Origin of the sequence: Leclercia sp. J807 (assembly GCF_009734465.1) — a bacterium.
Classification (GTDB): Bacteria; Pseudomonadota; Gammaproteobacteria; order Enterobacterales; family Enterobacteriaceae; genus Enterobacter.
Genome location: NZ_CP046446.1, coordinates 799,544 through 817,052, shown reverse-complemented (window position 1 = coordinate 817,052; position 17,509 = coordinate 799,544). Strand labels below are relative to the sequence as shown.

At 58.4% G+C, this 17,509-nt stretch carries 13 protein-coding genes; 4 read left to right on the top strand and 9 right to left on the bottom strand.

Annotation, left to right across the window (positions count from 1 at the left end):
• Positions 1-79: 79 nt before the first annotated feature.
• Entirely contained in the window at positions 80-1,507 is a 1,428-nt protein-coding gene (gene degP, locus GNG26_RS03765) for a serine endoprotease DegP (protein ID WP_103178329.1), read from the bottom strand.
• Positions 1,508-1,637: 130 nt separating this feature from the next.
• Complete coding sequence (gene dgt, locus GNG26_RS03760; protein ID WP_103823296.1) at positions 1,638-3,152, bottom strand: dGTPase; 1,515 nt, start codon at positions 3,150-3,152, stop codon at positions 1,638-1,640.
• A gap of 82 nt (positions 3,153-3,234) precedes the next feature.
• On the opposite strand from dgt, the gene mtnN reads away from it, so the two are divergent.
• Genes mtnN through GNG26_RS03745 form a run of 3 tightly spaced genes read left to right on the top strand, consistent with a single transcriptional unit; the run spans position 3,235 to position 5,366 of the window.
• The gene (mtnN, locus tag GNG26_RS03755) at positions 3,235-3,933 is read left to right on the top strand and encodes a 5'-methylthioadenosine/S-adenosylhomocysteine nucleosidase (RefSeq protein WP_103823295.1); all 699 of its coding nucleotides are present in this window, start codon (positions 3,235-3,237) and stop codon (positions 3,931-3,933) included.
• Positions 3,926-4,726: a vitamin B12 ABC transporter substrate-binding protein BtuF gene (btuF, locus tag GNG26_RS03750; RefSeq protein WP_156237844.1), complete on the top strand. Its 801-nt coding sequence runs from the start codon at positions 3,926-3,928 to the stop codon at positions 4,724-4,726. The genes mtnN and btuF overlap by 8 nt, the downstream gene beginning before the upstream one ends.
• A 16-nt stretch (positions 4,727-4,742) precedes the next feature.
• Positions 4,743-5,366 (top strand): TRIC cation channel family protein, encoded by a 624-nt coding sequence (locus GNG26_RS03745; protein WP_156237843.1) that lies wholly within the window; start codon positions 4,743-4,745, stop codon positions 5,364-5,366.
• Positions 5,367-5,406: 40 nt separating this feature from the next.
• On the opposite strand, the gene erpA is transcribed toward GNG26_RS03745, so the two are convergent.
• Complete coding sequence (gene erpA / locus GNG26_RS03740) at positions 5,407-5,751, bottom strand: iron-sulfur cluster insertion protein ErpA (protein ID WP_039030319.1); 345 nt, start codon at positions 5,749-5,751, stop codon at positions 5,407-5,409.
• Positions 5,752-5,830: 79 nt separating this feature from the next.
• On the bottom strand, positions 5,831-7,207 hold the full coding sequence (gene clcA / locus GNG26_RS03735; protein ID WP_156237842.1) for a H(+)/Cl(-) exchange transporter ClcA: 1,377 nt from the start codon (positions 7,205-7,207) through the stop codon (positions 5,831-5,833).
• A gap of 177 nt (positions 7,208-7,384) precedes the next feature.
• Here clcA and hemL point away from each other — a divergent pair, with 177 nt between their 5' ends.
• Positions 7,385-8,665, top strand: a complete 1,281-nt coding sequence (hemL, locus tag GNG26_RS03730) for a glutamate-1-semialdehyde 2,1-aminomutase (RefSeq protein WP_156237841.1) — start codon at positions 7,385-7,387, stop codon at positions 8,663-8,665.
• A 94-nt stretch (positions 8,666-8,759) separates the two neighbouring features.
• Here the strand turns inward: hemL and fhuB are convergent, their stop codons facing one another.
• From fhuB to mrcB, 5 genes are all read right to left on the bottom strand, one after another.
• Positions 8,760-10,742 (bottom strand): Fe(3+)-hydroxamate ABC transporter permease FhuB, encoded by a 1,983-nt coding sequence (gene fhuB / locus GNG26_RS03725; RefSeq protein ID WP_156237840.1) that lies wholly within the window; start codon positions 10,740-10,742, stop codon positions 8,760-8,762.
• Positions 10,739-11,614, bottom strand: coding sequence for a Fe(3+)-hydroxamate ABC transporter substrate-binding protein FhuD (fhuD, locus tag GNG26_RS03720; RefSeq protein WP_370463883.1), 876 nt, complete (start codon positions 11,612-11,614; stop codon positions 10,739-10,741). The genes fhuB and fhuD overlap by 4 nt, the downstream gene beginning before the upstream one ends.
• Before the next feature lie 11 nt (positions 11,615-11,625).
• Positions 11,626-12,423: a Fe3+-hydroxamate ABC transporter ATP-binding protein FhuC gene (fhuC, locus tag GNG26_RS03715; RefSeq protein WP_156237838.1), complete on the bottom strand. Its 798-nt coding sequence runs from the start codon at positions 12,421-12,423 to the stop codon at positions 11,626-11,628.
• Between the two features lie 54 nt (positions 12,424-12,477).
• Positions 12,478-14,727, bottom strand: coding sequence for a ferrichrome porin FhuA (fhuA, locus tag GNG26_RS03710; RefSeq protein WP_156237837.1), 2,250 nt, complete (start codon positions 14,725-14,727; stop codon positions 12,478-12,480).
• Between the two features lie 236 nt (positions 14,728-14,963).
• On the bottom strand, positions 14,964-17,483 hold the full coding sequence (mrcB, locus tag GNG26_RS03705) for a bifunctional glycosyl transferase/transpeptidase (protein ID WP_156237836.1): 2,520 nt from the start codon (positions 17,481-17,483) through the stop codon (positions 14,964-14,966).
• Positions 17,484-17,509 lie beyond the last annotated feature (26 nt).

Here is a 17,509-nt window from a genome sequence, read left to right as displayed (position 1 = left end):
GAAGTATGGACTTGTGGAAGGGTTCACAGAACGGCAGTAAAAAGCCCCTGTTTCCGGGCGGAAACAGGGGCTGAACGGATTACTGCATCAGCAGATAGAGAGAGGTGTCGCCACGCTGGATATTCAGCGCCAGTACCGACGGTTTGCTGTCGAGGATTTTGCGCAGTTCAGCGATGTTCTTAACCGGCTGCTGGTTGGCACCGATAATCACATCCCCTTTCTTCAGGCCGATACGGGCCGCCGGGCTGTTGGCTTTAACGTTGTCCACCGACACGCCTTTATCCTGGCCTTTGTTGCTCATATCCGCACCTTCGATGCCGCTGAAGATGGTGCCGGCATCCACCTGATTCTGGCTGCTCTGCTGCAGTTCCAGATTCACGTTAACCGGTTTACCTTCACGTAGCAGGCCCAGGGTCACTTTGCTGCCCACCGGCATGGAGCCCACTTCCGCACGCAGTGCCGCGAAGCTGCTCACCGGTTTGCCGTTCAGGGTGGTGATGACATCCCCTGCCTTGATCCCCGCTTTCGCTGCGGAGGAGTTCGGCATGACCTGGCTGACAAACGCACCGCGCTGGGCATCAACCTTCATCGCTTTCGCCAGCTCGGAGTTCAGCTCGGTGCCCAAAATCCCCAGCTCACCGCGTTTAACCTGGCCAAACTCAACCATTTGCGCCGTCAGGTTTTTCACCATGTTACTTGGGATCGCGAAGCCAATCCCGATGTTGCCGCCGTCCGGGGCGAGGATTGCGGTGTTAATCCCGATCAGCTCACCGTTCAGGTTGACCAGCGCGCCACCGGAGTTACCGCGGTTAATCGCCGCATCCGTCTGGATAAAGTTTTCGTAGTTTTCTGCGTTCAGACCGCTACGGCCAAGGGCAGAAACAATACCGGAGGTGACCGTCTCACCCAGACCGAACGGGTTACCGATAGCCACGGTATAATCCCCTACACGCAGCGCGTCAGAGTCAGCGAGCTTAATCGCGGTCAGGTTTTTCGGATCCTGAATCTGAATCAGGGCGATATCAGAGCGAGGATCTTTCCCGACGATTTTGGCGTCGAGCTTACGCCCATCGCTCAGTTGAACCTTAATGCTGGTGGCGTTATCCACCACGTGGTTGTTGGTGACGACGTAGCCTTTGGCGGCATCGATGATGACACCGGAGCCCAGCGCCATAAACTTCTGCTGCTGGCCGCCGCCGTTACCGCCGCCATCGCCCTGACAGAATGGAGAGCTCTGGAACGGGGAACCGTCCTGGCAGAACGGCGAGTTATCGCCGAAGAACTGCTGGAAGTTACGTGGCATGCGTGGCGTGTTGACGGTGGTGCTGCCCTCGACATTGATACTGACCACCGATGGCATCACTTTTTCCAGCATCGGCGCCAGGCTTGGCATCTGCTGTGCAGTGGCGGCCGACGATACGGTCTCCGCTGCGCTAGCAGACAGTGGAGACAACGCTAATCCTAAACTCAGAGCCAGTGCACTCATTGCTAAAGTGGTTTTTTTCATGTTTCTTAATCTCGATTTACAGGTCACGCACAATTGCTGTGTACATCAGATTCGTTTTGCTGGGCTTAGTTCCGGTATTAAGTTTCTGGAAAAAGTAAAAATTTATTGTCCGTCTTTACAAAACTCCTCTTTATTCCACCGCCATCAACTTGCGGTATTCATCCCATGCATATAAGTCCGTCATTCCGCTAATATAGTCCTGGATCAGCCGGCAGCGATAATAAAACTCCAGCACCGGCCAGTCCGCCTGCTGGCGATTTAATTTACCAATAGATTCCACATATGCCAGCCGATGGCGCGTCGAAAGTTTATGAAATAGCCGGGTCTCAATCGGAAAACGGCGTACCCGTTCCTTTTCAACCAGCTCACTAAAGTCGTCCACGGATAATTGCAGCAGCGGGCGATAGATCTCCAGCAGGCCGGTTATCACGCGATAGCCCTGTAATTCCAGCTGCTCGACATCCGGATGGCTGAACACGTGCCGCATCGCCACATTCTTATAGAGCTCAAGGAGTTGACTGAATCCACTGTCATCCTCAAGCAGCGCATGGTTAAATTCCCCGCGGTAGATCTGCTCAATATTGTCTATAAAACGCTCAGCCGCATAGGGCACCAGTTTATTAAGGGTATTGACGCGTAAATACATAAAGAACTGATCTTCGGTGCTGCGGCTGAGGGTGTTCGAACGTGACTTCTCCCAGGCGTTTTCGACAACCTGCGAAAACAATGAACCTTTTTCATGATTACCCCAGGCATCATAAAGATGCTGATAAAGCCCCTCGACGCTGAATATTCTTTTTTCGACAGCATCTTCCAGATCGGCAACGCAATAGGAGATATCGTCTGCCGCTTCCATAATCCAGGTTAATGGAAAACGGCCATACTGCGGAAGGGAGAGCTCCTGACGCAGCCGCTCTATATACGCCTCTTCAGAGAAATAATAGCCCGGCTTTTTCATCAAATAATTGTGCGTCTCGGGGGGATCGCCCTGCCACCAGGCGGGACGGGTATATTTCAGAATGCATCCCACCTGTGCCCAGGTAAGATTCATGCGCATCAGGGAGTGCACCATCCGGATGCCCTGCGCATTCCCCTCAAAGTGACACAAATCCTGGCGCACCTTGCGACGAAGCGCGTTCAGCGCCTCCTCGCCTTCACGCAGCCGCAAATCCTGCACCACGCAGCGATCGTCGCTCAGCGGCTGGCTTGCCGCATCGGCAGGGTACAGACGCTGGCGGAACCAGTCATTGATCGCCGCTTCGCCAAAATGACCAAAGGGGGGATTACCGATATCGTGCATCAGGCACGCCATCTCAACGATGCTTTCGAACGGCCCCGTCAGCTCGTCCAGGCCGTAGGTTGCCAGCAGGCGCTGCTCTTTAAGGCGGCTCAGGATCTCTTTGGCGATATAGCGCCCCACCTGTTGAACCTCCAGCGAGTGGGTGAGCCGGGTACGCACAGCGGCGTTGCGTTCGAGCGGGAAGACCTGCGTTTTTTGCTGTAACCGACGGATCGCCGGAGAGTTAATGATGCGCCCGCGGTCGCTTTCAAAGATGCGCAGGATCTCGTGTTCGCTCTTGTTCCCCTGCGGAGAGCGGTAGCGACGCTGCCAGTTAATCTTGGTGCGAAAATCGATTGGTGCCATGTGCTCCCCCGCGTGAGAATGCGTTTCCCCTTAACCGCATGATAGACTATGCATCTTAACAAGGCACATCGCGAGTAAATCTATGAAAATCGGTATTATTGGAGCAATGGAAGAAGAAGTTACGCTGCTGCGTGACAAAATTGAGAACCGTCAGACCCTCTCCCTGGGCGGTTGCGAAATTTACACTGGCACGCTGAACGGAACTGAAGTTGCTCTGCTGAAATCGGGTATCGGTAAAGTTTCCGCCGCGCTGGGCGCCACCCTGCTGCTGGAACGCTGCAAGCCAGACGTGATCATCAACACCGGCTCTGCGGGCGGTCTTGCGCCAACCCTGAAAGTGGGCGACATCGTGGTCTCTGACGAAGCGCGCTACCACGACGCCGATGTGACCGCCTTTGGTTACGAGTATGGCCAGCTTCCGGGCTGCCCGGCAGGCTTCAAGGCCGATGAAAAACTGGTTGCTGCTGCGGAAAATTGCATTGCAGAGCTGAACCTGAACGCCGTGCGCGGCCTGATTGTCAGCGGCGACGCCTTTATCAACGGCTCCGTGAACCTGGCAAAAATCCGCCACAACTTCCCGCAGGCGATCGCCGTGGAAATGGAAGCGACCGCCATCGCGCACGTTTGCCATAACTTCAGCGTGCCGTTCGTCGTGGTTCGCGCCATCTCTGACGTTGCCGATCAGCAGTCTCACCTGAGCTTCGACGAGTTCCTCGTGGTTGCTGCCAAACAGTCCAGCCTGATGGTTGAGACGCTGGTGCAGAAACTGGCGCGTGGCTAAGCCGCTCAAAAGGGCGCTGCTTGCGCTGCTTCTGCTGACACCGGCGTGGCTTCTGGCCGCGCCGCGTGTAATTACCCTCTCCCCTGCCAATACCGAACTGGCGTTTGCCGCCGGGATCACCCCCGTCGGGGTCAGCAGTTATTCCGACTATCCTCCCGAAGCCGCTAACATTGAACAGGTCGCCACCTGGCAAGGCATTAATGTCGAACGCATCGTCGCGCTGAAGCCCGATCTGGTGCTGGCCTGGCGCGGCGGCAATGCCGAGCGTCAGGTCAACCAGCTCACCTCGCTCGGCATAAAAGTGCAGTGGATCGATGCCACCCGCATAGAGCAGATTGCCCAGGCCTTGCGCGATCTCGCCCGCTGGAGCTCCAATCCGGCGCAGGCGCAACAGGCCGCGCAGCAGATGATGGCTGATTTTGCCGCCCTCAAGGCCACCTACGGCGCACTGCCGAAAAAGCGGGTATTCATTCAGTTCGGGCAACAGCCGCTGTTCACCACCAGCCAGGGCTCCCTGCAACATCAGGTTGTTGAGCTGTGTGGCGGGGAAAATATCTTCGCGGCCAGCCGGGTTCCCTGGCCCCAGGTGAGCCGTGAGCAGGTACTGGCGCGCCAGCCTCAGGCGATCGTGGTGGGTGGTTCGGCGGGCGATATTCCTAAAATAGAACAGTACTGGCAAGGTCAGCTAAAAATACCCGTGATTCCGCTGAACAGTGACTGGTTTGAGCGCGCGAGCCCGCGTATTATCCTCGCCGCAAAACAACTCTGCTCTGCGCTGTCGCAGAGTCACTAATTTCTCGAGGATTACGATGCTCGTTTACTGGCTGGATATTCTTGGCACAGCCGTTTTTGCGATTTCCGGCGTTCTGCTGGCCGGTAAGTTACGTATGGATCCGTTTGGCGTGCTGGTATTAGGTGTGGTCACGGCCGTCGGCGGCGGAACGATCCGCGACATGGCGCTGGATCATGGCCCGGTATTCTGGGTCAAGGATCCTACCGATCTGGTGGTGGCCATGGTCACCTGCCTGTTAACCATCATTCTCGTCCGCCAGCCGCGTCGCCTGCCGAAATGGCTGCTGCCGGTGCTGGATGCAGTTGGCCTCGCGGTGTTCGTCGGCATTGGCGTAAACAAAGCCTTTATGGCTGGCACCGGCCCGTTGGTGGCTATCTGTATGGGGGTGGTGACCGGCGTGGGCGGTGGGATTATCCGCGATATTCTGGCGCGCGAAGTGCCGATGATCCTGCGAACGGAAATCTACGCTACGGCCTGTATTCTGGGCGGGATCGTTCACGCCACGGCCTGGTATACCTTTCATGTTCCGCTGGAACAGGCGGCGATGCTGGGGATGGGGGTGACGCTGGCAATCAGACTGGCGGCAATCCGCTGGCATCTGAAGCTGCCAACCTTTGCGCTGGATGATAATGTAAGATAACGAGTAGGCCCGGTAAGCGAAGCGCCACCGGGCATTACCGTCAGATGCTGAACGAAGAACCACACCCGCAGGTGCTGGTTGCGTTCGGGTTGGTTACCACAAAGCGTGAACCTTCCAGACCTTCGGTATAGTCAACAGAACCACCGACCAGATACTGCAGGCTCATCGGGTCAACAACCAGCGCGACGCCCTGCTTCTCAATGGTCATGTCGCCATCGTTAACCTGATCGTCAAAGGTGAATCCATACTGGAAGCCGCTGCAGCCGCCGCCGGTAATGTACACACGCAATTTCAGCTCCGGGTTGTCTTCATCGGAAATCAGGTCTTTTACTTTTTTGGCTGCTGCTTCGGTAAACTGCAACGGCAGCGCTACGTCATCACTCATCTTATGCTCCCATGAATACTGCTAGTGGGTAAAAATCACCCAATTCTTGTTGTCATTATCTAATACCCTGGTAATTCATTCAAGTATTCTGCTTCGCCAGGGTACGGGCAAGAATGGTGGAGTATAGCGGTTGTCCGCCGAGGAACTGGGCTAATAGTGTGGCCCCCAGGCAGGTAATGATCATTGGCAAAATGAGCTGGTAATTGTCGGTCATCTCCAGCACCAGCACAATGCCGGTCAGCGGCGCGCGCAACGAAGCCGCCAGCAGCGCCCCCATTCCGGCGATGGCAAAGGTACCGGCCTCAAGATGATACGCCGGGAAGCCTGCGGCGGCGGCCATGCCAAAGGCCGTACCCAGCAACGTCCCCAACGCCAGCATCGGGGCAAAAATGCCGCCAGGGGCGCCGGAAGAGAAGCAGAGTACGGTGGTGATGACCCGCGAGATAAACATAAACAGCAGCAGGCCAATGCTGAAGTTACCCGCAGCCGCAATGGGGATCAGCCCAAAGCCACCCCCAGCCGCGTTGGGTTCGATAAAGCCCAGCACGCCGCACACGCCCCCCAGCAGGCCACCCACCAGCACCCATCGGGTTGTATTGCCGCCGTGGATCCGCTGGAACATATCCTGAGCATGAATAATAAGGGCATTAAACAGCGGGCCAACAATGCCAAAAATCATGCCGAGGATCAGATAGAGCCAGAGCGTATTGACCGGGGCGTTGGTCAACTTACCGACCTCAATGACCGCCCCTTCGCCATTGAAAAGCCGAAAAACAATGCTCGACATAATCACGCCGGTAAAGACCGCTTTAATCGAGATCAGGTTATAGCGAAACTGAGCGCGCATCTCTTCGATGATAAAGAGTATTCCCGCCAGCGGGGCATTAAACGCAGCGGAAAGCCCCGCGGCGGCACCGGTTGCCAGCAACGTATGGCGTGCTTCAGCACTGCGCATCCTGAACAGATCGCTGACCATACGGCCAACATTACCGCCCAGCTGTACGGTCGGCCCTTCCCGCCCGAGCACCATCCCCGCTCCAAGCGTCCCCATTCCGCCGATAAACTTAACGGGCACTACACGCCACCAGCGGACCGGACGCAGCTCTTCGAGCGCCCCTTCTATCTCAGGGATCCCCGAGCCGCCCGCTTCCGGGGCGAATTTACGCACCAGAAAATAACCGACCATCGCAAGCAGGGCAGATAAGCCGAACGCCAGGATCCAGACTACCCCTTCACGATCGGCATAACCCGCAACGGTGCCAATGCGCCAGTTCAGTACGCCATTGACGGCCCTTTCGAACGCGACGCCCACCAGCCCTGCCAGCGTGCCGACAACGGCTGCGCCCAGCAAAATTGCCAGCGGCGTCTTGTCACGGTTGAGCAGCCGACGAATGCTGATACGGTATTGCGCGCGCGCAAATTGTTGTTCTTCAAATGAGGGGGAGTCTGATTTCATTGCCTGTTAATTTTCGTCATACAAATCGCCGCAGGGATTTTACCAGAGACCGTCCAGCCGTCTTCTGAAAATTGCTTAACAATTGTTAATGCATTACCAGGGTAAAAATTTCATAACCTTCCACGAATCACTTAGAATAGTGCGCTTAACCATTTTATACGAGCCAGGAATCACGCCATGAGTAAGTCTGAAACGCTTTACAGCGCTGCCCGCGAGCTAATCCCTGGCGGTGTTAACTCCCCGGTCCGTGCCTTTACCGGCGTGGGCGGTACACCGCTGTTTATTGAACGTGCCGATGGCGCCTATCTGTATGATGTGGATGGCAAAGCCTATATCGACTATGTCGGCTCATGGGGCCCGATGGTATTGGGACATAACCACCCGGCTATCCGTAACGCGGTCATCGAAGCGGCGGAGCGCGGTTTGAGTTTCGGCGCGCCAACCGAGATGGAAGTCAAAATGGCGGCGCTGGTAACTGAACTGGTCCCGACCATGGATATGGTACGCATGGTGAATTCCGGTACCGAAGCGACCATGAGCGCCATCCGTCTGGCTCGTGGTTTTACCGGTCGTGACAAAATCATCAAATTTGAAGGTTGCTACCACGGTCATGCCGACTGTCTGCTGGTGAAAGCCGGTTCCGGCGCCCTGACCCTCGGCCAGCCGAACTCTCCGGGCGTGCCGGCGGACTTCGCGAAGCATACCCTGACCTGCACCTATAACGACCTCGATTCGGTGCGTGCCGCCTTTGAGCAGTATCCGCAGGAGATCGCCTGCATTATCGTTGAGCCAGTGGCGGGCAACATGAACTGCATTCCACCGCAGCCGGGCTTCCTGCAGGGCCTGCGTGCGCTGTGCGATGAGTTCGGCTCGCTGCTGATTATCGACGAAGTGATGACCGGCTTCCGCGTGGCGCTGGCGGGCGCCCAGTCTTATTACGACGTGGTGCCGGATCTCACCTGTCTGGGCAAAATCATCGGCGGCGGCATGCCGGTGGGCGCTTTTGGCGGCCGCAAAGAGGTGATGGATGCGCTGGCCCCAACCGGTCCGGTCTACCAGGCGGGCACCCTCTCCGGGAACCCGATTGCCATGGCCGCCGGTTTCGCTTGCTTAAACGAAGTGGCGCAGCCGGGCATTCATGCCACCCTGACCGAGCGCACCACCCAGCTGGCAAACGGCCTGCTGGAGGCGGCGGAAGACGCCGGTATTCCGCTGGTGGTAAACCACGTCGGCGGCATGTTCGGGATCTTCTTCACCGAAGCGAAAACCGTCACCCGTTACCAGGATGTGGTGAAGTGCGACGTTGAGCGCTTCAAGCGCTTCTTCCATCTGATGCTGGAGGAAGGTGTCTACCTGGCACCGTCAGCCTTTGAGGCAGGCTTTATGTCGGTCGCGCACAGCGAAGAGGATATCAATAACACCATCGACGCGGCGCGCCGGGTGTTTGCGAAGCTCTGATGATGTTGTTTGCCGGGTGGCGCTAACGCTTACCCGGCCTACAAAACCCTCGAACCGTAGGCCGGGTAAGGCGAAGCCGCCACCCGGCATTTTTTTACCGGCTCTGCTTGCGCAGCAGATAGATAAAATACGGCGCACCGATAAAGGTGGAGAGCAGCCCCGCCGGGATCTGATACGGGAACAGCACCATCCGGCCGCACCAGTCGGCGAACACCAACACTATCCCTCCGATTAACGCCGACATCACAATGTGCGGCATCGTCCGGCGGAAGCCCATCATCCGCGCGATGTGCGGCGCCATCAGCCCGATAAAACTCAGCGGGCCAATCGTCAGGGTCGCCGTCGCCGTCAGCGCCGCCGCCAGCAGCAGCAGGCCGATTCGCGAGCGGTTCAACGCCATGCCCACCGAACGGGCCGTGTCGCCCCCCAGCGGCAGCACCGTCAGCCAGCGACGGCAGAGCGGCACCAGCGCCAGCAGGACGATCATTGCCATCCCGGTGCTCATGACCTGTTCGGTCGTCGCATTATAGGTTGAGCCGGAAATCCAGGTCAGGATCTGCGCCATACGCGGATCGCCGCTGGCCTGCAGCATCATCAGCAGCATGGTGAAGGCGGTACTCAGCGCCATCCCCGCCAGCAGCATCCGGTGCGGCGAGAAGCCGCCGCGTCCGGCGGAGACCAGGATAATCAGCAGCGTCGCTGCGGCACCAAGGCTACCCGCAGGCATCAGCCAGCCGAAGGCATTACCCGGCACAAAGAAGAGCATCAGCACCACGCCGAACGCCGCACCGGAGCTGATCCCCAACACTTCCGGGCTCGCCATCGGGTTACCGGTGAGACGCTGAATAATGCAGCCCGCCACCGCCAGCATCACCCCTGCCATCAGGGCGGCAAAAATACGCGGCGCGCGCCACGGCAACAGTTCGTCAAGCATCGCTCCGCTCGCCCAGTGCCATCCCTGCGCATCCCGGCCAAACGCCATCGCCGCTATCACCGCCAGCAGCAGAACCGCGCCGCCAGCCAGGGCAAACCACACCACGTGGTGGCGCTCGGCCTGCACTTTATCGCCCGCGTTCATCGCCGGGGCGCTCATGCTGCGCAGACGCGGCAGCAGCCACAGCAGCAGCGGCGCGCCGATCAGGGCGGTTACAGAACCGGTGGAGACCTCCATCCACACCCGGGTCAGCCAGAGGATCACCTGGTCAGAGAGCCAGAGGATCAACGCCCCAATCAGCGGGGCCAGTATCAATCGGGAGAGCAAGCGCCGCGCCCCCAGCATTTTCGCCAGCAGCGGTGCGAACAGGCCGATAAAGCCGATGATGCCCACGGCATTCACCAGCAGAGCACTGATAACAATCGCCAGCGTCAGCGCTGCCAGACGCGCCAGCGAGAGCGCCAACCCGAGGTTGCGTGCCACGCCATCATCCAGCCCCATCAAGGTGAGCGGGCGCAGCAGCAGCAGAGTCAGCACCACGCCGCCGAGCAGCTGCGGCCAGAGGCGTTGAACGATGCTCCAGTCGGTTTGCGTCAGCGTCCCGGTGCTCCAGAGGAACATGCTTTGCAGTTGGTCATGATGGAAAATCACCAGCAGCTGGTTGATCGCGCCACAGTAAAGGCTCACCACCAGGCCTGCCAGGATCAGGGTGACCGGCGAGAGGCGTTTGCCCCAGGCCACGCCAAAGACAATCGCCCCGACGGCGCAAGCGCCCACCAGCGCGGCGAACTGCGCCGCCAGTACGCCCGGCAGCGCCCACAGGGTGATAATAGTCATCCCCAGCTGGGCGCCGGTCGCCACCCCCAGGGTGGTTGGCTCCGCCAGTGGGTTACGCAGCACCTGCTGGAACAGTACGCCCACCAGCCCGAGCCCTGCCCCCACCAGCAGCGAGATCGCCAGCCGCGGCAGCAGGCTGTAGTGGAACAGCATCTGTTGAATATTGTCGATATCCGGGGCGGCCAGCGCGCTGCCCCACTGGCTGCGCGGCAGCGCAATGCTCAGGTTCCACCAGGTTAAGCCCAGCGCAACGGCCAGCAGCAGCGCCATAAAGAGCGCCGGGAAAAGGGCAATCCGTGACCTCATGCTTGGCCTCCCAGGGCGCTATCCAGCACGCGGGCAAAGTGCATCGCCGACAGCGTTGCGCCGTAGAACCACACCGCGGGAACGCGCTTCACGCGCTGCTGGCGGACAAACGGCATCGCCTGCCATAGCGGCGTCGCCATTAAGGCCTGCATTTCCCGTTCATTGCCGTGATCGAAGCAGAGCACATCCACATCCTTAAACGCCGCCAGACGGTCGATCCCGACGGCGGTACTGCCCCAGAAGGTCATCTCCCCTTCCCAGGCGTTTTTAATCCCATAGCGATCCAGCACTTCCTGGAACAGGCAGTTATTGCCAAACACCAGCATATGACGGGCATCGAGCAGCGTCACCATCAGCAGCGGACGATCTCCACGACCGGCGAAGCGCGGCTTGAAACTGTCAATCACGCTGTCGAAATGGTCGAGATGCTGGCGGGCCGCACTCTCCAGATTCAGGAGCTGTGCCATCTCGGTTAATGATTTCCGAGCATTGGTCAGCGGCTTTTTCCCGTCGCTGAAGGCAAAACCCCGTCCCGGCGCAATGCGCGCCAGCTTCTCTTCTGACGGGCCATACCCGGCCGACCAGACCAGGTACGAGGGTTTCATCTGGGTGAGCAGTTCGAGGTTGGGCTCGGTACGCAGGCCGATGTCGATAACCGACGCCGGCAGCCGGGGCTCGTTCACCCACAGGGTGTAGTTAGGAATATCAGCCACGCCGTAAGGGGTCACGCCAAGCGCCAGCAGCAGCTCAACGGGGAGCCACTCCAGGGCCACAATGCGCTGCGGATCGATAGCGGCAGCCTGCGCCGTGTTCATTTTCCACAGCAGCGGCGAGAGGGCCATGACCGTCAGCAGGCGGCGACGGCTAATCATAAAATCAGGCATCAGTAGACAAAGCTCACCGGTGCCGCTCCCGCAGGATGCGGCAGAATACCCATAGGAATGCCGTAAATGTTTTCCAGCGTCTCGCTGCGCATCAGCTCGGCAGGCGTGCCCTGGGCGATCATCTCCCCGCAGCGCAGCGCCACCAGGTAATCGCAGTAACGCGCCGCCATGTTGATGTCGTGCAGCACCGCAATCACCGTCAGCCCGCGCTGCTGGCTTAAGCGATGCACCAGTGCCAGCACATCCACCTGATGGGCGATATCGAGGGCCGATGTCGGCTCATCCAGCAGTAAACAACGGCTATCCTGAGCCACCAGCATGGCGATCCAGGCGCGCTGGCGCTCGCCGCCGGAGAGGCTATCCACCAGACGATGGGCCAACGGTTTTAACCCCACCAGCGCAATCGCCTCTTCCACTTTCTCTCGGTCGGCCACGCCAAAACGCCCCAGCGCGCCATGCCACGGATAACGGCCGATCGCCACCAGTTCGCGAACGGTCATACCCTCCGCCTGCGGCAGTTGCTGCGGCAGATAGGCCACCTTGCGGGCAAAGGCTTTGCTGTTCCAGCTCTCCAGCGGCTGTCCATCCAGCAGGATATCGCCCTCAGACGGCGGCTGATGGCGGCCAAGCATTTTCAGTAAGGTGGATTTGCCGGAGCCGTTATGGCCGATAAGGCCGGTCACCTGGCCTGCGGGGAAGGTCAGCGAAAGGGGATGCAGCAGCGTGCGTCCGGGAACACGAAAGGAGACGCCATCGAGCGCAAAAGTGGTATCGGATTGCGGGTTGTTTTCCTGCATGTCAGCCAACTTAAGTAAAGAAAAGGGCACGAAAAACGTGCCCAAATTTAAAGGTTAGAAGCGGAAGGTCGCAGTCGCAACAACCTGGCGTTCTGCTCCCCAGAAGCAGCCATAGGTGTTGAAGCAGCTGGCGACGTATTCACGATCCAGCAGGTTGTTCACGTGCAGCGCAACGTTCGAGCCCGCCATGCCAAAGCGCGCCAGATCGTAGCGCACCAGCGCATCCATCACCGCGTAACTGCCCACCTTGAAGGAGTTTGCCGGATCGCCATAGCTGGAGCTAGAGAAGCGACCGCCGGTGCCCAGGGTCAGGCCAGAGAGTGCGCCATCATAGAAGGTGTAATCCCCCCACAGGGAAGCCATATGCTCAGGCACCTGCGCCGGGGTGTTGCCTTTGTAGTTGGTGTCGGTGGTGTACTCCACGTCGGTGTAGGTGTAAGACCCCACCACGTTCACGCTGGCAGACAGCGCCGCTTTGGCTTCGATCTCCACGCCGCGGGCGCGGATCTCGCCGCCTTCAACTGAGAAGAACGAACCCGCAGGATCGGCCATCAAATTGTTGGTTTTGGTCAGCTGATACAGGGCACCGGTCAGAACGATCGGACGATCGCTCGGCACGTACTTCACGCCCACTTCGTACTGCTTGCCTTTAGAAGGCGCAAACGGCTTACCTTGTGCGTCGGACTGGGAAGACGGCTCGAAGGATTCGCTGTAGCTGAAGTACGGGGTGACGCCATTATCAAACAGGTAGTTCACGCCGCCACGCCAGGTGAACTGATTGTCATCACGTGATGCCGTCGTGCCTGTGACGCGGTTAAACGAATCCTGCTCTGCCCAGTCGTAACGGCCACCCAGAGTGACCAGCACCTTATTCCACTGCGCCTGATCCTGCACGTAGAGACCGGTCTGCTGCTGTTTGTTCAGGAGCTGATACGGGCCGGAGTTGTCCGGGTTTTTCGAGCCGAAATCGAAATTGCTATACACCGGGTTGTAGAGATCCAGCAGCGGGACGGAACCGTCATAGCCGAACCAGGCGTTGATGTCGTTACGCATGCGCATATAGTCAACGCCGGTCAGCAGGATATGGTCAACATCGCCGGTGGCGAATTTGCTCTGCAGCTGGGTATCAACGGTGAAGTTTTGCAGCTTCTCATCGTCAACCACATATTTACGCGCCAGGTAATGGCCTTTGTCCGCAGGGGATAAGGCGTTACAGAGAGCGTTGCCACTGTTCGCCGCATCGGAGCAGACGCCGTAACCATAGACGCTGTTCTGCGAGGTTTTATTCTCGGCAAAACGCAGGTTCTGACGCACGGTGAAGGTGTCGTTGAATTCGTGATCGAAGCTATACCCGACCATCTTCTGGTTACGGGAGTAGGTATTGTTTTTCGCCCCTTCGTTGAAGTCGGTCGGCAGGCGATCGCCGTTTGGCAGCGGATCAACCGTGCCCTCTTTCGGCAACCAACCGTAGTAACCGGTCTCCGGTTCGTTCTGGAAATAGGAGAGGAAGGTGAAGTTAGTTTTATCAGACGGACGCCAGGAGAAGGATGGCGCAATGGTGTAACGCTGCTCTTCCGCGCGCTCCTGCTGAGCGTTGTTAGAACGCGCCAGACCGGTCAGGCGATAAGAGTACACGTCGTCGTCGTCCAGCGCATCGCTGAAGTCAAACCCGGTCTGGAACAGGCTGTCCGTCCCGACCTTAAACTGAACCTCTTTCAGCGGCTCGGTCAGTGGACGTTTGCTGACCATGTTCAGCAAACCACCCGGGCTGCTTTTGCCGTAGAGAACGGAGGTTGGGCCGCGCATCACTTCCGCGCGCTCAATCATATAAGGGTCAATTACCGCGTCGTTATAGAAGTTGCCCTGCATCTTCATGCCGTCGAGGTAGTTGTTCTGGCTTTGGCCATCGGCAGCAAAGCCACGAATAATCAGGTAGTCGTATGTATTTGACGCGCCACGCGTACCGACGGCCACCCCTGGCGTGTAGCTCAGTGCTTCTTTCACCGAGCGCGGCTGGTGCAGCGCCATCTCTTCCGCGGTCACGACGGAAATCGACTGCGGCACCTTCTCAATGGAGGTATCCGTCTTGGTGCCGGTAGCGGACTGGCGTGCCGCAATGGTCGCCGCCGGTCCCCAGGCACTCTCCTGCGGAGCAGGCGCTGCGGTGACGGTGATCGTTTCTTCTTTTTTAGGGGTTTCGGCAGCGTGAGCGTAAGCAGACATGCCGCTAACCGCTGTGGCTACAACAACTGCGATTTTACGCAGTGAAGATTGCATTGGCTGAGCAGTTTTTGAAAGCGCCATTGGTATATCTCTGATGAAAGCGTGAATGATAACGTAAACGAGAATTATTATTATGACCGCAGCATATTATGCGAAACATTCACGGCATAGCAAGTGATATGCGCCCCTACAGGAAATGAGGGTATAAGAATTAAACAATGGAAAATAGAGGGTTAATAAATGGAGATTTGAGTGTTGGAGGGATGTTTAATTAAGGTGAAAATTCCCTCTCCCGCAGGAGAGGGAATAGTGGTGAGTTAACCGCCGAACATATCCTTGATCCAGCCCGCGACACCGTCGCTCTCCTTCTTCTCAGGCTGCTGCTGCGGCTGCTGTTGTTGCGGCTGCGACTGCGGCTGAGAAGACTGGTCAAACGGGTTACCCGATGGTTCCGGGGCAGCCTGCTGACACAGGGAGTCCGGGTTGCTGGTCCAGACCGGCACACGGCGCATACCGCCGCCACACACAAAGTTGCCCGACTCATCCACGCCCATATCGACGATATCTTCCGGTGGCGTCAGGGTTAACGGCACCGGCGACTGGTTAGCCAGATAGCGCTGGTAGATAGACATCGCCCCGCTGGCGCCGTACAGCTTCGTCGGCTGGTTGTTATCGCGGCCAACCCAGGTGATTACCACTTCACGTCCGTCGATACCCGCAAACCAGGTGTCGACGTTGTTATTGGTGGTCCCGGTTTTACCCGCCAGATGCAGGCCAGGGTACTTCGCTCCCAGCTGACGCCCGGTACCGCGCTGCACAACCTGCTGCATGGTCCAGAGGGTCATATAGGCAGCCTGCGCCGGTACGGCACGCTCCGCCTGCGGGAAGCTCTGGTACAGCGGAGTGCCGTCTTCGGCAATCACTGAACGTAGCGCAGAGAGCGGAGCACGGTTCCCGCCGCTGGCGATGGTCTGGAACGCCTGCGCCACTTCAATTGGCGTCAGGTTCAGGGCCCCCAGCAGCATGGCCGGAACCGGATGCAGCTGATCTTTCGGCACGCCCAGCTTCAACCAGGTATCGGTGACTGCTGGCAGGCCAAGCGCCATCCCGAGGTTAACCGTCGGCACGTTCATGGAACGCGTCAGGGCATCCACCAGCATCACCTGGCCGCTGTACTGCTTATCGTCGTTCTGCGGCGACCAGACCTGGCCATTTGGCTGGCGCAGGGCAATCGGGGCATCGGCGATCCAGGTGTTGAGACGATACTGGTTCGGCTGGCTCAAAGCGGTGAGATAGGTCGCCGGTTTAGCCAGAGAGCCGATCGAACGGCGTGCCTGCATGGCGCGGTTATAGCCCGCAAACTGCGGCTCTGCCCCGCCGACCATCGCCCGCACTTCGCCGGTGGTGCGATCGACCACCACCATCGCGGTCTCCAGATCGCTCAGCTTACGCTGTTTTTTCAGCGCCGGAATGCCTTCTACCGCCGCTTTCTCTGCGGCATCCTGCGCCACGGAGTCAAAGGTGGTGAAGATCTTCACGCCGGAGAGATCTTTAACCTTATCGCCCAGTTTGGCCTGCAGCTCCTGACGCACCATCTGCATAAATGCAGGCTGCGGGGAGATGACGCCGCCGCGCGGCTGTACGCCTAACGGACGCGCGCTGAGCATGTCATACAGCTCCTGGTCGATCACCTGCTGCTGTTGCAGCAGACGCAGCACCAGATTACGCCGCTCCAGGGCCAGTTTCGGGTTACGCCACGGGTTGTAGATGGAGGCACCCTTAACCATGCCCACCAGCAACGCCTGCTGGTCGAGGCTCAGCTCTTCCACCGGACGGCCAAAGTAATAAAGACTCGCCAGCGGGAAGCCGCGAATTTCATTGTCGCCGCTCTGACCGAGATAGACCTCGTTCATATAGAGCTCAAGAATGCGGTCTTTGCTGTAGCGCGCATCCATCAGCACGGCCATGTAGGCTTCGTTGGCCTTACGCCAGTAGGAGCGTTCGCTGGAGAGGAACAGGTTCTTCACCAGCTGCTGGGTCAGAGTACTTGCCCCCTGCACCGTGCGTCCTGCGGTCAGGTTCGCCAGCACCGCACGACCAATGGAGTAGAGGCTGACGCCATCGTGCTCATAGAAGTGACGGTCCTCGGTCGCCAGCAGGGTATCCACCAGCAGATCCGGGAAGCCATTACGCGCAACAAAGAGGCGCTGCTCGCCGTTTGGCGAGGAGAGCATGGTGATCAGCCGCGGATCGAGACGGAAGAAACCGAACTGGCGGTTGTTCTCCATGTTCTCAATGGCTTCCAGATGATCGCCGTCGAAGGTCAGACGCGCGCGCACCTGCCCCTCTTTGCTATCCGGGAAGTCAAACGGACGGCGGATCATCTCAATGCTCTTCGCCTGCACCGTAAACTCGCCGGGACGGGTCATCTTCGTCACCTGGCGGTACTGGGTCGCCTCCAGCAGCTTGACCATCTCGTTCTTGCTGATGGACATATCCGGCTCAAGGTTAACCATCCGGCCATAGACCGCCGCCGGCAGCTGCCAGACTTTGCCGTCAATACGGCTGCGGATCTTCTGATCCAGATAGACGCCATAGATCGCCAGCAGGATGAGGAAAACAATAAACAGCTTCAGCAGCAGCCAGAACCAGCCGCGCTTGCCACGAGGTTTACCTTTTTTGCCTTTTCCTTTACGTGGCGCAGGTGCGTCATCGTCATACTCATTATCAACATCGTCGTACTCTTCATCTCTGAGGCGTCGACGGCCTGCCTTTTCTTTTGCCGGACGGGCAGGTCTTCCTTTACGTCCAATTGGCTCGCGGTCATTCCCCGCCATGCTTTCTCTCCGCAACTATCAGGCGC

Coding starts and splice junctions, on each gene's coding strand:
- GNG26_RS03745 (WP_156237843.1), top strand. CDS start 4,743: ATGCTCGTTTACTGGCTGGATATTCTTGGCACAGCCGTTTTTGCGATT.
- fhuA (WP_156237837.1), bottom strand. CDS start 14,727: ATGGCGCTTTCAAAAACTGCTCAGCCAATGCAATCTTCACTGCGTAAA.
- mtnN (WP_103823295.1), top strand. CDS start 3,235: ATGAAAATCGGTATTATTGGAGCAATGGAAGAAGAAGTTACGCTGCTG.
- dgt (WP_103823296.1), bottom strand. CDS start 3,152: ATGGCACCAATCGATTTTCGCACCAAGATTAACTGGCAGCGTCGCTAC.
- hemL (WP_156237841.1), top strand. CDS start 7,385: ATGAGTAAGTCTGAAACGCTTTACAGCGCTGCCCGCGAGCTAATCCCT.
- fhuB (WP_156237840.1), bottom strand. CDS start 10,742: ATGAGGTCACGGATTGCCCTTTTCCCGGCGCTCTTTATGGCGCTGCTG.
- erpA (WP_039030319.1), bottom strand. CDS start 5,751: ATGAGTGATGACGTAGCGCTGCCGTTGCAGTTTACCGAAGCAGCAGCC.
- mrcB (WP_156237836.1), bottom strand. CDS start 17,483: ATGGCGGGGAATGACCGCGAGCCAATTGGACGTAAAGGAAGACCTGCC.
- fhuC (WP_156237838.1), bottom strand. CDS start 12,423: ATGCAGGAAAACAACCCGCAATCCGATACCACTTTTGCGCTCGATGGC.
- fhuD (WP_370463883.1), bottom strand. CDS start 11,614: ATGATTAGCCGTCGCCGCCTGCTGACGGTCATGGCCCTCTCGCCGCTG.
- degP (WP_103178329.1), bottom strand. CDS start 1,507: ATGAAAAAAACCACTTTAGCAATGAGTGCACTGGCTCTGAGTTTAGGA.
- clcA (WP_156237842.1), bottom strand. CDS start 7,207: ATGAAATCAGACTCCCCCTCATTTGAAGAACAACAATTTGCGCGCGCG.